At 67.1% G+C, this 13,488-nt stretch carries 14 protein-coding genes; 2 read left to right on the top strand and 12 right to left on the bottom strand.

The window, feature by feature from the left end:
* Position 1: 1 nt before the first annotated feature.
* Complete coding sequence (locus tag J5M86_RS03915) at positions 2–997, bottom strand: stage II sporulation protein M (protein WP_188061549.1); 996 nt, start codon at positions 995–997, stop codon at positions 2–4.
* A gap of 24 nt (positions 998–1,021) precedes the next feature.
* Here J5M86_RS03915 and J5M86_RS03910 point away from each other — a divergent pair, with 24 nt between their 5' ends.
* On the top strand, positions 1,022–1,873 hold the full coding sequence (locus tag J5M86_RS03910) for an RDD family protein (RefSeq protein ID WP_188061550.1): 852 nt from the start codon (positions 1,022–1,024) through the stop codon (positions 1,871–1,873).
* Here J5M86_RS03910 and J5M86_RS03905 read toward each other — a convergent pair.
* Genes J5M86_RS03905 through J5M86_RS03895 form a run of 3 tightly spaced genes read right to left on the bottom strand, consistent with a single transcriptional unit; the run spans position 1,866 to position 4,614 of the window.
* The gene (locus J5M86_RS03905; protein WP_188061551.1) at positions 1,866–2,966 is read right to left on the bottom strand and encodes an adenosine deaminase; all 1,101 of its coding nucleotides are present in this window, start codon (positions 2,964–2,966) and stop codon (positions 1,866–1,868) included. The genes J5M86_RS03910 and J5M86_RS03905 overlap by 8 nt on opposite strands.
* Positions 2,966–3,331 (bottom strand): cupin, encoded by a 366-nt coding sequence (locus J5M86_RS03900; RefSeq protein WP_188061552.1) that lies wholly within the window; start codon positions 3,329–3,331, stop codon positions 2,966–2,968. The genes J5M86_RS03905 and J5M86_RS03900 overlap by 1 nt, the downstream gene beginning before the upstream one ends.
* Entirely contained in the window at positions 3,331–4,614 is a 1,284-nt protein-coding gene (locus J5M86_RS03895; RefSeq protein WP_188061553.1) for a thymidine phosphorylase, read from the bottom strand. Before J5M86_RS03895 ends, J5M86_RS03900 begins: the two co-directional genes overlap by 1 nt.
* A 132-nt stretch (positions 4,615–4,746) precedes the next feature.
* Between J5M86_RS03895 and J5M86_RS03890 the strand changes: the two genes are divergently transcribed.
* The gene (locus tag J5M86_RS03890) at positions 4,747–5,244 is read left to right on the top strand and encodes a hypothetical protein (RefSeq protein ID WP_188061554.1); all 498 of its coding nucleotides are present in this window, start codon (positions 4,747–4,749) and stop codon (positions 5,242–5,244) included.
* A gap of 161 nt (positions 5,245–5,405) precedes the next feature.
* On the opposite strand, the gene J5M86_RS03885 is transcribed toward J5M86_RS03890, so the two are convergent.
* The 8 genes from J5M86_RS03885 to J5M86_RS03850 form a co-directional block, all read right to left on the bottom strand.
* On the bottom strand, positions 5,406–5,810 hold the full coding sequence (locus tag J5M86_RS03885) for a cytidine deaminase (RefSeq protein ID WP_188061555.1): 405 nt from the start codon (positions 5,808–5,810) through the stop codon (positions 5,406–5,408).
* Positions 5,810–7,072, bottom strand: coding sequence for an ABC transporter permease (locus J5M86_RS03880; protein ID WP_188061556.1), 1,263 nt, complete (start codon positions 7,070–7,072; stop codon positions 5,810–5,812). Before J5M86_RS03880 ends, J5M86_RS03885 begins: the two co-directional genes overlap by 1 nt.
* Positions 7,069–8,184, bottom strand: coding sequence for an ABC transporter permease (locus J5M86_RS03875; protein ID WP_188061557.1), 1,116 nt, complete (start codon positions 8,182–8,184; stop codon positions 7,069–7,071). Before J5M86_RS03875 ends, J5M86_RS03880 begins: the two co-directional genes overlap by 4 nt.
* Entirely contained in the window at positions 8,181–9,728 is a 1,548-nt protein-coding gene (locus tag J5M86_RS03870) for an ABC transporter ATP-binding protein (protein ID WP_223158674.1), read from the bottom strand. Before J5M86_RS03870 ends, J5M86_RS03875 begins: the two co-directional genes overlap by 4 nt.
* A 119-nt stretch (positions 9,729–9,847) precedes the next feature.
* Entirely contained in the window at positions 9,848–10,936 is a 1,089-nt protein-coding gene (locus tag J5M86_RS03865) for a BMP family protein (protein ID WP_188061558.1), read from the bottom strand.
* Between the two features lie 201 nt (positions 10,937–11,137).
* Positions 11,138–12,349, bottom strand: a complete 1,212-nt coding sequence (locus J5M86_RS03860) for an amidohydrolase (protein WP_188061559.1) — start codon at positions 12,347–12,349, stop codon at positions 11,138–11,140.
* A 34-nt stretch (positions 12,350–12,383) separates the two neighbouring features.
* Positions 12,384–12,761 carry a barstar family protein gene (locus J5M86_RS03855; RefSeq protein ID WP_188061560.1) on the bottom strand — a complete coding sequence of 126 codons (378 nt, stop codon included), beginning with the start codon at positions 12,759–12,761 and terminating at the stop codon, positions 12,384–12,386.
* On the bottom strand, positions 12,758–13,282 hold the full coding sequence (locus tag J5M86_RS03850; protein ID WP_244328471.1) for a ribonuclease domain-containing protein: 525 nt from the start codon (positions 13,280–13,282) through the stop codon (positions 12,758–12,760). Before J5M86_RS03850 ends, J5M86_RS03855 begins: the two co-directional genes overlap by 4 nt.
* Positions 13,283–13,488 lie beyond the last annotated feature (206 nt).

Genomic DNA, 13,488 nt, shown 5'->3' with positions numbered 1-13,488 from the left:
CTCAGCCGCGCGCCGGTAGGTAGGCGCCCTGGTCAGCGTCCTCGACGTCGCCGGTGACTCCGCGCCGGGCTGCCGATCGGCCGAGGGTGTAGACGTAGACGAAGAAGGCGATCTCGGCGATCACGCCGATGCTGATGCGGGCCCAAGTGGGCAGGCCGGACGGGGTGACGAAGCCTTCGATCACGCCGGTGACGAAGAGCACCACGATCAACCCGAGAGCAAGCGACATGGACGAGCGTGCTTCGTGGGCGAAATTGCCCGAGCGGGTGCGATTGCCTGGTTCGACCCACGACCAGAAGAGCCGCAGCCCGGCGCCCGCAGCGACGAAGACCGCGGTGAGCTCGAGCAGACCGTGGGGCAGGATCATGCCGAAGAACAGACTCGAACGGTCGTGGTCGGCCATGATGCCGCCGATCACACCGAGGTTCAGCATGTTCTGGAAGAGCATGTAGATCACCGGCAGCCCGAGCACGCCGCCCGCCAGACAAACAGCCGCCACCCAGGCGTTGTTGGTCCACACCTTTCCGGCGAAATCGGCCGCGGCGTGCTCGTGGTAGTAGTTCTCGAAGTCGTGGTTGACCAACGCGTCCAGCTGGTCGGCCGGGATCATCGCCGAGACGACCCCGGGGTGCGAGGCCACCCACCACGCCACCGCGAAGGCGAACAGGTAGCTGAGCGCCATCGTCCACAGCCACCAGCGGCGCGACCGGTAGAGCATCGCCGGGAAGGTCTCCACGAAGAAGCGTGAGACCGCCGTCCACGAACTCGCGCGCCCCCCCATCGCCCGTGACCGCGCCTTGGCCAGGATCGTCGACAGGTACTGCGTGACCGTGGGGTCGGGTGCGGTGGAACGGATCAGCGACAGATGCGTGGCGGTGCGCTGGTAGAGATCGAGCAGCTCGTCGGCTTCCCAGGCGTCCAGCCGACGCTTCTTGGCCAACTCCTGAAGGCGCCACCACTCGCCGCGATGCGCGTCAACATAGGCGTCCAGGTCCACACCGGAACTGTACGCTGCGAGGTGATGACCAGCCCGTCCCACACAGCTCCCGAGTCGGCCAAACGCGCTCTGCGCGGTGTCGACGACGACCGTATGGTCACCGGCGAGGGCGTGCTCATCGAGGTGCCCGCCACCTCGGTCGGCTCACTGGTGTTGGCGGCGTTGCTCGATGCCGTCGTGCTTTTCATCGCCCTCATCGCCGGCTTCATCGGCCTCGCTGCCGTGGCGTCGGGCGCATCGCAAGCCCAGATGGACATCATGTCGCTGCTGCTGAGCGTCACCATGATGTTGGCCGTGCCTGTCGCGGTGGAGACCTTCACGCGCGGACGCAGCCTGGGCAAGTTCGTCATGAAGCTGCGCGTCGTGCGCGACGACGGCGGACCCATCACCTTCCGGCATGCCTTTGTGCGGGGCCTCGTGGGTGTCTTCGAACTGTGGATGTTCACCGGCATCCCCGCGGTGATCAGCGCGATGGTCTCCACCCGCGCCAAGCGTCTCGGTGACTTCGCGGCCGGCACCTACGTGGTGCGCGAGGAGACCTCCATGCAACTCGTGCCCGGCCCGTTGATGCCGCCGGGCCTCGCCGACTGGGCGGCCCGCGCCGACATGACCGCCCTGCCCGACGGTCTGGCCTTGCAGATCCGCCAGTACCTCACTCGCACAGACATGCTCACGCCCATGGCCCGCTACCAGGTGGGGCAGTCACTCCTGCAGCAGACCCTGCCTCGGGTCTCCCCCGCACCGCCCGCGAACGCACCCCTGGACGCGGTGCTGGCGGCAGTGCTGGCCGAGCGTCGACGGCGCGATGCTCTGCGCATGCGCCGCGACGCCGAACTACGTCAACGCTTGCTGCCGGACGCCCGGCACCTCAGCTGAGCGCACCTCGGGCGGCCGCTTCGTAACCGGGCTTGATGATGGTGTCGATGATGTCGAGCCGCTGCTCGAACGGCAGGAAGGCCGATTTCATCGCGTTGATGGTCACCCAACGCAGATCGTCCAGATCCCAGCCGGCCTCATCGACCAACTGCTGCATCTCCCACGACATGGAGGTGTCGCTCATCAGCCGGTTGTCGGTGTTGAGCGTCACCCGGAAGCGCAGATCCTTCAGCATCGTGATCGGGTGCGCCGCAACGGATTCGGCCGCGCCGGTCTGGATGTTGGAGGTCGGGCACATCTCCAGGGGGATGCGACGGTCGCGCACGAACGAGGCCAAGCGGCCCAGGGTCGGGGCGTCACCAGCGGCGTCGAGGTCGATGTCGTCGACGATCCGCACGCCGTGCCCGAGCCGTTCGGCGCCACACCACTGGATCGCCTCCCAGATGCTCGGCAGGCCGAAGGCTTCGCCGGCATGGATGGTGAAGTGGGCGTTCTCCCGGCGCAGGTATTCGAAGGCATCCAGGTGACGGGTGGGCGGGTAACCTGCCTCGGCCCCGGCGATGTCGAAGCCGGCCACTTCCTGGTCGCGATAGCGGACGGCCAGTTCGGCGATGTCGCGGCTCTTGGCGGCGTGCCGCATGGCGGTGAGCAACGCCCGCACCCGAATCGGGTGACCGGCCTCTGCCGCGCGAGCCTCGCCGTCCCGGAAGCCGGCATTCACTGCTTCGATGACCTGCTCGAGGGTGAGCCCCTGCTCCAGGTGCTGCTCCGGGGCGTATCGCACCTCGGCGTAGACGACGCCGTCTGCGGCGAGGTCCTGGGCGCATTCGGAGGCCACCCGGAAGATCGCGTCGGAGGTCTGCATCACCCCGACGGTCTGGGCAAAGGTCTCCAGGTATCGCACCAATGATCCGGAGTCCGCGCTGTCACGGAACCAGTCGGCCAGGCCCTGCACGTCGTTGACCGGAAGACCGTCGTAGCCGGTCTCCTGGGCGAGTTCGAGGACTGTCTTCGGGCGCACCCCACCGTCGAGGTGGTCGTGCAACAGCACCTTCGGCAGCGCCTTGATCTTGCCTCGCACCTCACCGGGCATCAGTGCTTCTCCTCGTCCTCGCGGTTGACGGTCTCGGGGCTGAACGCCGGCAGGCAGACCGCGATGTACTCGGCGCCATCGGGGCCACACGAGTAACGGATGCGTTCTCCGGCAACGGTTTTGACCGACTCCCCCGCATTGACGACGAGCTGGCCGCCGTCGTGGTCGACGAGCACGGTGCCTTTCAGCACGATGGTGAACTCATCGAATTCGGGAGTCTGGAACGGCTCGTCCCAGCCGGTCGGGGCGACCATGTGGGCCACCGAGCAGGCGGTCTCGCCGGTGCTGGCTGCGCCGATGTGTTCGTCGATGATTTTGCCGCCGGGCACCGGGATGCGCACCGGCTCGGTGTAGTGGTGCGGCATCAGCTGATCCGATCGATGATGAGGTCGGGCCGGTCGTCCGCGGAGTCGCCGATCGCCCACGCGCCTTCCAGTGCCTCCTGCGCGCGCTCGAAACGCTCGGGGGTGTCGGTGTGCAGCGTCAGCAGCGGCTCGCCCTTGCGCACGGTGTCGCCGGGCTTGGCGTGCATGACCACGCCCGCCGCGGCCTGCACGACGTCCTCCTTGCGCGCGCGTCCGGCACCCAGGCGCCAGGCGGCGACTCCGACGGCGAGGGCGTCGAGTTCGGTGAGCACACCATCGGCGTCGGCCTTGATGACCTGCTGCTCCTTGGACGTCGGCAGTTCGGCATCCGGGTCGCCGCCCTGCGCCGAGATCATCTTGCGCCAGACGTCCATGGCGCGGCCGTCGGCAAGCGCATCGGCGGGGTCGACATCGTCCTTACCCGCGGCGGTGAGCATCTCCCGTGCCAGGGCGACGGTGAGTTCGACGACATCGGCCGGGCCGCCACCGGCGAGCACGTCGACCGACTCCTGCACTTCGAGACCGTTGCCGGCGGTGAGACCGAGGGGCGTCGACATGTCGGTCAGCAGTGCCACCGTGGTGACACCTGCGTCCTTGCCGAGTTGCACCATCGTCTCGGCGAGTTCGCGGGCGTTGTCGACGTCCTTCATGAACGCACCCGACCCGACCTTCACGTCGAGCACGAGCGCCCCGGTGCCCTCGGCGATCTTCTTGCTCATGATCGAGCTCGCGATCAGCGGAATCGCCTCGACCGTGCCGGTCACGTCACGCAGCGCGTACAACCGCTTGTCGGCCGGGGCGAGGCCCGCACCCGCAGCGCAGATGACCGCGCCGATGTCTTCGAGCTGCTGCAGCATCTGCTCGTTGCTCATCGATGCCTGCCACCCTGGGATCGCCTCGAGCTTGTCGAGCGTGCCGCCGGTGTGGCCGAGACCTCGACCGGACAGCTGCGGCACGGCCACGCCGCACGCCGCAACCAGCGGGGCCAGGGGCAGGGTGATCTTGTCGCCGACCCCGCCCGTGGAGTGCTTGTCTGCCGTCGGGCGCGAGAGCGAGCCGAAGTCCATGCGCTCGCCGGAGGCGATCATCGCAGCCGTCCAGCGCGAGATCTCCTCGCGCGACATGCCGTTCAGCAGGATGGCCATGGCGAGCGCCGACATCTGCTCGTCGGCCACGACCTCGCGGGTGTAGGCGTCGACCACCCAGTCGATCTGCTCCGGCGACAGCTCCTGCTTGTCGCGTTTGGTGCGGATGATGTCGACGGCATCGAATCGCTCACTCATGCCCCGATCCAACCATGCAACGCAGTGGAACCACCATGAGTTGGGTGACGTCGAAAGTCCGGTCGCAGCCTCGCAACCGGTAGAACTGTGCTCAACACATCGATGTCACGTTTTCGTCCTAGGAGGACTCCCATGTTCCGATCCCGCTCGGTCGCTCTGTCCGCGTCCGCGCTCCTGCTGTCTGCTCCGATGTTCCTGACCGGTTGTGGCCTCGGCGGATCGGATTCCAAGGCCAGTTCGGCTGCCCCTTCGCAGAGCCAGTCCCAGACGCAGAGCGAGTCGAAGAGCGACAACGGCTCGTCCAGCCCGAGCGAGTCGACCAGTTCGGAGTCGTCCAGCGCGCAGGGCGGCGCCGACGGCAAGCCCTCCAAGGACGAGGTGAAGACCGGGTTGGTGAAGTACTACACCGACCAGGGTGTGCCGCAGTCCGGTGCCGAGACGTTGGCCGGCTGCATGGTCGACAAGGGCTACGACAAGTTCTCGGCCAAGACACTCACCGCGATGAAGGACGGCAAGCCGGGCGAGATCGACCCGATGGACAGCGGCGCCTTCGTGACCGTCACCGGTCAGTGTGCGCCCTCGGGTGCCGGCCTGCCCAGCGGCCTGCCCACCAGCCTGCCGACCGGCTGATCCCGGTTTCGACACGCGCTGCTTCGTACCTCAGCGGCTCGGCCCAACCACCGCTCATTCACCCTCGTGAGTAACGAGCGAGGCGTCGAAACCCGGTGACGCACAGCGCGGCTCGACCACTGCATACGAGAAGTGGCCACCTACGGGTGGCCACTTCTTCGTCAGTTGCTCAGCTGGTCGAGATTGTCGGCCCCGAATGCCTGCGGCAGCACCTCGCGCATCGGCAGGATGCCTTGCGGGGTCTGCAGCAGACAGTCGGGGCCGCCGTTCTCCCACAACAGTTGTCGGCAGCGGCCGCACGGCATGAGCGCGGCTTCGTCTCCGCCGACGCAGTAGACCGCGACCAGGCGTCCGCCGCCGCTGCGGTGCAGATCGCTGACCATGCCGCATTCGGCGCAGAGGCCCACGCCGTAGGCGGCGTTCTCGACATTGCAGCCGGAGACGATGCGGCCGTCTTCCACCAAGCCGGCGACGCCGACCGGGAAGTTGCTGTACGGCGCGTACGCCCGATGCATCGCATCGATTGCCTCGCGGTGCAGCACTTCCCAGTCGACCTGATCGCTCATCAGTGCGCCTGGCCCTTGCGGTAGATCTGTCCGTCAGCCGCGGGCATCCGCAATCGTTGCGAGGCGACGGCCATGACCAGCAGGGTCGTGACGTACGGCGTCATCGAGGTGAACTGCGATGGCACGGTATCGCTGGTGAAGTAGTAGTAGAGCAACCCACCACCGATCACCAGGCCGACGATGCCGGAGATCATCTTCTTGTTGCGGATCAGCTGCCACAGACCCACCAGCAGCATCGTCACGGCCACGGCGAGCAGCAACGCGTGCAGCGTCGGGCCACCCTGGCGCAACTGGATCGCGTCGGTGTAGCCGAAGAGCAAGGCACCGGCGGCCAGACCGAGCGGCATCCAGTTGCCGAAGATCATCGCGGCGAGGCCGATGTAACCGCGTCCGCCCGTCTGACCCTCGACGTAGCCGTTGCCTGCCACCATCGCCAGGAAGGCACCGGCCAGACCGGCCAGGCCACCGGAGATGAGCACGGCGACGAACTTGTAGAGGATGACGTTGACGCCGAGCGTCTCGGCGGCTTCGGGGTTTTCGCCGCAGGAGCGAAGGCGCAGACCGAAGGTGGTGCGCCAGAGCACGAAGATCGAACCGACGACCAGCGCGATGGCCAGCACGGTGAGCACCGAGAGGTTGGTGCCCAGGCCACCGAGGATGCCGGCGACATCGGAGACGAAGAACCAGTGCTTGGTCTCGATGTCCTTCAACGCGCTGATGCCGGGAATGCTGAACGACCACGGGTCATCCAGTGGCGGTGAGTTGGTGGGTCCACCACCGTCCATCGTCGGGAAGATTCGCGCAGCGAGGTATTTCGCCAAGCCGAAGCCGATGATGTTGATCGCCACACCGGAGACGATGTGGTCGACCCCGAAGGTCACCGTGGCCAGGGCGTGCAGTGCACCACCGAGCATTCCGCCCAGGATGCCGGCGATGATGCCCATGACGACGCCACCCTTGATGGTGCCGAAGGCCGCCGCCCAGGTGCCGAGGATCATCATGCCCTCGAGACCGATGTTGACGATGCCCGCTCGCTCCGACCAGAGGCCACCGAGGGCGGCCAGACCAATCGGGACGGCGAGCGACAGCGCCGAGGAAATAGCGCCCGAGGAGTCCATGTCGTTCGCGCCCGACAGCGTGCGCAGGATCGACAGCAGCAGGACGACGGCGAAGATCGCCAGGCCCGCACGGGCCCACTTGTTCTTCGGCAGCGACACCGGTGAACTCGGCGTCGCGCGATGGGTCGCGGTTGCGGTGCTCATGCCGATGCTCCTTGTGTTGCGACGGGCGTGGTCGCACCGGCGGCGAGCTGGGCGGCCACCTGGCGGCGCTCCATCCGCACCGACATCCGACGGACGATCTCGTAGGCGATGATGACGGCCAGCACCATGACGCCCTGGATGATGCTCACCAGGGCCGGGCTCACGCCGGCGTTGATCTGCAGGCTGTTGGCCTGACCGTTGAGGAAGGCCCACAGGAACGCGCCGAAGGCGATACCGACCGGGTGGTTACGGCCGATCAGCGCCACGGCGATACCGGCGAAGCCCAGACCTGCCTGGCTGTTGGTGCCGTAGTTGTAGTCCTGGCCGAACAATGCCGGCATACCGACCAGACCGGCGACGGCGCCGGAGAGGATCATCGCGGTCAGCGTCATGCGCTTGACGCTGACACCACTGGCCACGGCTGCCGATTCCGACGATCCGGTCATGCGCAGGTCGAAGCCGAAGCGCGTCTTGCCCAGCACGAACCAGTAGACGATGCCGACGATCACCGCGAGCAGCGAGAGACCGAAGACGTTGCTGTAGGCGGTGTTGAGGAAGGGCAGCGCGGGGACGTGCGAGCTCTCCGGGATCGGCTTGGTGCCGGTGGCGTTCGAGCCGGCCGCCGAGGTGGCGGTCTTGGTGAGCAGCCAGGCCACCAGACCCGTCGCGATGGAGTTGAGCATGATCGTGGAGATCACCTCCGACACTCCGCGCTGCACCTTGAGCACACCGGCGATCGCTGCCCAGGCCGCTGCCGCGACCATCGACAGGATCACCGCGACGAGCACGTTGAGCGGACCGGGCAGCCAGCCGTTACCGGCGAACCACGCAGCGGTGAACATGCCGACGCGGTACTGGCCGTCGACGCCGATGTTGAACAGGTTCATCCGGAAGCCGATGGCAACGGCAGCGCCGGAGAGGTAGAGCACCGCGGTGTCGTTGAGCATGGTCGCGGGCATGCCCTCGGCCGGGCTGGAGAGGAAGACCTTCCACACCGGGCCGACCGGGTCGCCGGAGAGCACCAGCACGAGCGAGGTGATGACGACAGCCACCACGATCGCCAACAACGGGGCGGCGATGGCGAGGCCGATCTTGCGTGCGTCGAGCTTCACGACGCCTTCTCCTCATCGGTCGAGGCGCCGGTCATGGCGGCGCCGAGATCTTCGGCGGTGACCGCGCCGGGATCGAACACTCCCGAGAGGCGGCCACGCAAGATGACCCGAATGCTGTCGGACAAGCCGATGAGTTCGTCCAGGTCAGCGGAAATCAGAAGAACGGCCAGGCCCTCCCGACGAGCGGCACGGATGTGGTCCCAGATCGCTGCCTGCGCACCGACGTCCACGCCGCGGGTGGGGTGGGCGGCGATGAGCACGCGCGGGGCGTGGCTCATCTCGCGGCCCACGATCAGCTTCTGCTGGTTTCCGCCGGAGAGCGAGGTGGCCATGACGTCGATCGACGGCGTGCGCACGTCGTAGTCGAGCACGATGCGTTCGGTGCTGGTCCGGGCCAGGCCCTTGGTGATGAGGGCGCCCTTGGAGTTGGGCGCTTGGGTCTGGTGACCGAGCATGCGGTTCTCCCACAGCGGCGCCGAGAGCACGATGCCGTGCCGGTGCCGGTCTTCGGGGATGTAACCCACTCCGGCTTCGCGGATGCGGCGGGTGTTCCAGTCGGTGATGTCCTGGCCCTCGTAGGTGATGCGCCCCCCACTCGGGTCGCGCATGCCCATGATGACTTCGACGAGTTCGGCCTGCCCGTTGCCCTCGACCCCGGCGATACCGACGACCTCGCCGGCGTGGATCGTCAGATCGATGTCGCTGAGCACGGGCGCGACACCCACCTCGGCGAGGCTGAGGTCGGCGATGTCGAGCACGACCTTGTCGGTGACGGTCGACTCGGTGGTCTCGGGCGTGGGCAGCTGTGAGCCCACCATCATCTCGGCGAGCTGGCGGGAGGTGATCGCCTTCGGATCAGCGGTGCCGACCGTGGTGCCGCGGCGGATGACCGTGACGTCGTCGGCCACCTTGCGCACCTCGTCCAGCTTGTGCGAGATGAAGATGACGGTCAGGCCCTCGGACTTCAGTTCGGCGAGGTTGTCGAAGAGTTCGTCGACCTCCTGCGGCACGAGCACGGCCGTGGGTTCGTCGAGGATGATGATGCGCGCCCCGCGGTAGAGCACCTTGAGGATCTCCACGCGCTGGCGGGCACCGACGCCGAGCTTCTCGACCAGGTCGTCCGGACGCACGTCCAGGCCGTAGGTGGCCGAGATCTCCTTGATCTTGGCGCGGGCTTTGCCACCGATGCCGTACAGCTTCTCGGCGCCGAGCACGACGTTCTCGAGCACGGTGAGGTTGTCGGCGAGCTTGAAGTGCTGGAAGACCATGCCGATGCCGGCTGCGATGGCGTCCGAGGGCGTGTTGAGATCGATGACCTTGCCGTCGATCGCGATGGTGCCCTCGTCCTGCTTCTGGACGCCGTAGAGGATCTTCATCAGCGTCGACTTGCCGGCGCCGTTCTCGCCGACGAGCGCGTGGATCGTGCCGCGGCGCACCGTGATGTCGATGTCCTTGTTGGCCACCACACCGGGGAATCGCTTGGTGATGCCCCGCACCTCGACCGCGATCGCATCGGTCGGCGCTGAATCGGGCTGCTTGGTCAAGTCAGCGATGATGCACACTCCTGCTCGTGGCCGTGACCGGCCTCACAATGGGCAGAGCCCGGTGCGACCTTAGCGGACGCACCGGGCTCCTTCGATCAGGTCTGGGAAAGACCGACGGATCAGGCGGACGGAACCTTGATGGAGCCGTCCTCGATGCCCTTCTTCAGCTCATCGAGCTTGGCCTTGATGTCGTCGATGTGGCCACCGGTGGTCGCGAGCGAGACACCGCCGTCCTTCAGCGCGTAGACGCTGTTGCCACCCTTGAAGTTGCCGTCGTGCACCTTCTTCAGGAACGACTTCACACCCACGTCGACACCCTTGAGCATCGAGGTGAGGATGATCGGGCGGACGCCGGCCGGAGCGGTCTGCGCCTGGTCGGAGTCGACACCGATGGCCCACTTGCCCGAGCCGGCTGCCTTGGCTGCGTCGAAGACACCGTCACCGGACTTACCGGCGGCGTGGTAGACGATGTCGGCGCCGTTCTGGAACATGCCCTGGGCGGCGGTCTTGCCCTTGGCCGGGTCAGCGAAGCCGCTGAAGTCGGGGGCCTGGGTCAGGTAGGTGGAGTCGATCTTGATGTTCGGGTTGACCTTCTTGGCGCCCGCGACGTAACCGGCCTGGAACTTCTTGATCAGCGGCACTTCGACACCACCGACGAAGCCGATGTGGCCGCTCTTGCTCTTCAGCGCAGCAGCAGCGCCTGCGAGGTAGGAGCCCTGCTCCTCGGTGAAGGTGATCTGGTCGATGTTGTCGCCCTTGGAGTCGGGCGAGGCGTCGTCGATGATCGCGAACTTCACGTTCGGGAACTGCTTGGCCACCTTGCCGATGGCGGCGGCGTAGCTGAAGCCGACGGCGACGATGGCCTGGTTGCCCGACTGCGCGAGCTGCTGCAGACGCGAGACGCGTGCGGCGTCGTTCTCACCGTTGGTGGCTGCGACCTCGGTCGGCTTGATGCCGAACTCGGCCTTCGCCTCGTCCAGGCCCTTGGCTGCGGAGTCGTTGAACGAGTGGTCGCCACGGCCGCCCACGTCGTAGGCGAGGCCGACCTTGAGGGCGCCGGCAGCGGAGCCACCGGACGAACCCGAGGCGCCGCTGTTGCCAGCCGGGGCGCTGCTGTTGTTGTTCGTCGAGTTCGAGCCGCAGGCGGTCATGCCGAGCGACAACATCGCGACGGCCGAGGTGACCGCCAACTTCTTCACCGGACGCACGGTGTCTCCTTCTATCTGGGGGTGCTCCCCGGACGCGTGACCCGATTGTCGTTGACGCTGAAATTCCGGGAACTGACTCACGAACACACTGCGCCCGCGAGCGCCGCAACTGTACCCCCGGTCACACGCCCCGGTCTGCCGATTCCGGGCCCTCGGGACCCAAATGTTACCGAACGGTTTCCCGGCGTCCGGAAGGCCCGGTCAGCCCTGGATCGGTCGGACCAATGCTGCGACGGCCAGCAGTCGAGCGCCGATGCCGATGGAGCGTTCATCGACCACGAGGTCGCCCTGGTGGAGTTCGAAGGTCGGTCCGCCCGGCGTGCGGGTGCCCAGGCGCGCCATCGCGCCGGGGCGGTCACGCAGCATCCAGCTGAAGTCCTCGCCGCCCATCGACTGGCGGGTGGGCACCACCGAGTGGGTGCCGACCGCCCGCAGGCTCGCCTGCCGAAGCGCTGAGACGGCATCGGAATCGTTGACCACCGGCGGGACGCCGCGCACGTGACGCACCTCGACGCGCACCTTGTAGGGGGCTGCGATCTGGTGGATGGTCGGCTCGAGCAGCGCAGCGACGTCGTCCCATGCCTGTTCGTCGAGGATGCGCAACGTGCCATGCGCCTCCCCCACCGACGGGATGACATTGCTGGCGTTACCGGCGTGCACTTCCCCCCACACGAGTGTGGCTCCGGCGCGCGGGTCGAGTCGGCGCGAGAGCACGGCAGGGAGTTCGCTGATGATCTTGCTGAGCGCGTACACCAGGTCTTGGGTCAGGTGCGGACGGCTGGTGTGACCGCCGCGGCCGGTGACCATGATGTGCACCGCGTCGCAGGCTGCGGTGATCGGTCCGGCCGCAAGGCCGACGGTGCCGACGTCGATCTGCGGGTCGCAGTGCACGGCGAACATGCGGTCGACGCCGTCGAGCGCGTGCTCCTCCAGCACGGTGTGCGCGCCTCCGGGGACGACCTCCTCGGCCGGCTGGAAGATGAAGCGCACTGCAGTGCCTTCCCGCTCCAGCGCACGTTCGTGCTTCTTCAGGGCCAGCGCTGCGCCGAGCACGGCTGCAGTGTGGACGTCGTGCCCGCAGGCGTGGCAGACATTGGCGGTGCGGGAGGCGAAGGCGAGACCACTGCGCTCGGGGATCGGCAGCGCGTCGAGGTCGGCCCGCAGGCCTGACCGGTAGCTGGGCTGGGCGGGGCCGACCTCGGCCACCAGGCCGGTGCCGTCGAACCGCCTGACCGCGATGTCGGCTTCGGTCAGCGCCTTCAACACCCGCTCGGTGGTGCCGTGCTCCTGGAAGGCGATCTCAGGGTGCTCGTGGAAGTGTCGGCGGTGTTCGACCAGCACCGGCTCCAGCGCGTGGACCTCGTTCGCCACCAGGTCGATGAGGGTCGCGGTGTCAGCGTCAGTGGTCGTCACAAGAGCAGCATTCTACGGCGGCGCGAATTCATCGTCAGGTGCCGGTGGCGGCGACGACCACGAACGGATTCGGGCCGAGATCGACGCGCTCGTCGAAGATGTCGCGGATGACTTCGCGGTCGGGTGCGCTCAGGTGTTCAGCCCCGGCGAAGGCGACCAGAACGCCTGGTTCGTCCTGGATGTCGTCGAGACAATCGGCGAGCGCGTCCCAGTTGTGACCGAACCAGTCAGGCAGGTCGAAAGCGTTCGCGCAGAGGTCGAGGAAAGCAGCCTTGTCGGTGGGCCCGGTCAGTTCCAGATCAACCAACCGCCAGCCCGCTTGTCGCCCGACAGCCAGCACCTCCTGCGCGGAGCGACCGGAGCGCAGCACGGCGGATCGCTTGCCCTGCAAGGTGGTCGCCAAACTCGTCATCGCACGATCCTTCGGAAGCTCTTGTAGTGGTCGGACGTGTAATACATCGTGCCGTCCTCACCGGCGACGATGCGGCGCGCTCCCCGACTGGATGAACCTGGCGTCGCCACCGTGTACTCCTTGTAATAGCCGCGTTGCTTCTTGGGCAACAGGCCTTCGAAGTTGCCGAAGGTCTTGTCGTCGTTCCGTGGATACGGGTACGGCCCGCCCTTGTCGATGAGCGCGACCGTCGCCTGTGCCTGCCTGGGCAGATCGGTGAGCGCCACCGTGCGCAACCCGTCGGCCTTGGTCGAGGTGGGCGCCCGCGTCGAGGAGGTACCGCTGCTCGTCGTGTTCGAATCGGCCGTCGACGTGGTCGCGTAGGTGCGCGGAGTGTCGGCGGTGATTTCCTTGCTCGAACCGTTGCAGTTGGTGAGCAGGGCGAGCGCGAGCACCATCACCAGCAGGCCGAGGCAGATGGCCATGAAGTGGTTGCCCACGAAGCTCGCCTTGCGGCGGGTGCCGCTGACCAGATCGCGCATCAGCAGTGGCCGCCGGGTCGCGAGCTGTCAGACGCGCTGAGGGGCGCGTCGTGCGGTGCGCCGGGATCGGTGGTGGGCATTGTCAGAGACTACCGAGCAAGTCACCCTGCCCCTGGCAGGTCCGACCATGTGGTGTCCGCCCGGCCGCCGTCCGCACAAACCGGACGCAAATCGCACGCTTGCGGCTCGAAACTGTCACTTTTGCG

The organism is Yimella sp. cx-51 (assembly GCF_017654605.1).
Lineage (GTDB): Bacteria > Actinomycetota > Actinomycetes > Actinomycetales > Dermatophilaceae > Yimella.
Note: the sequence above shows the minus strand (reverse complement) of the source record. Positions and strands in the feature narration are given on the sequence as shown.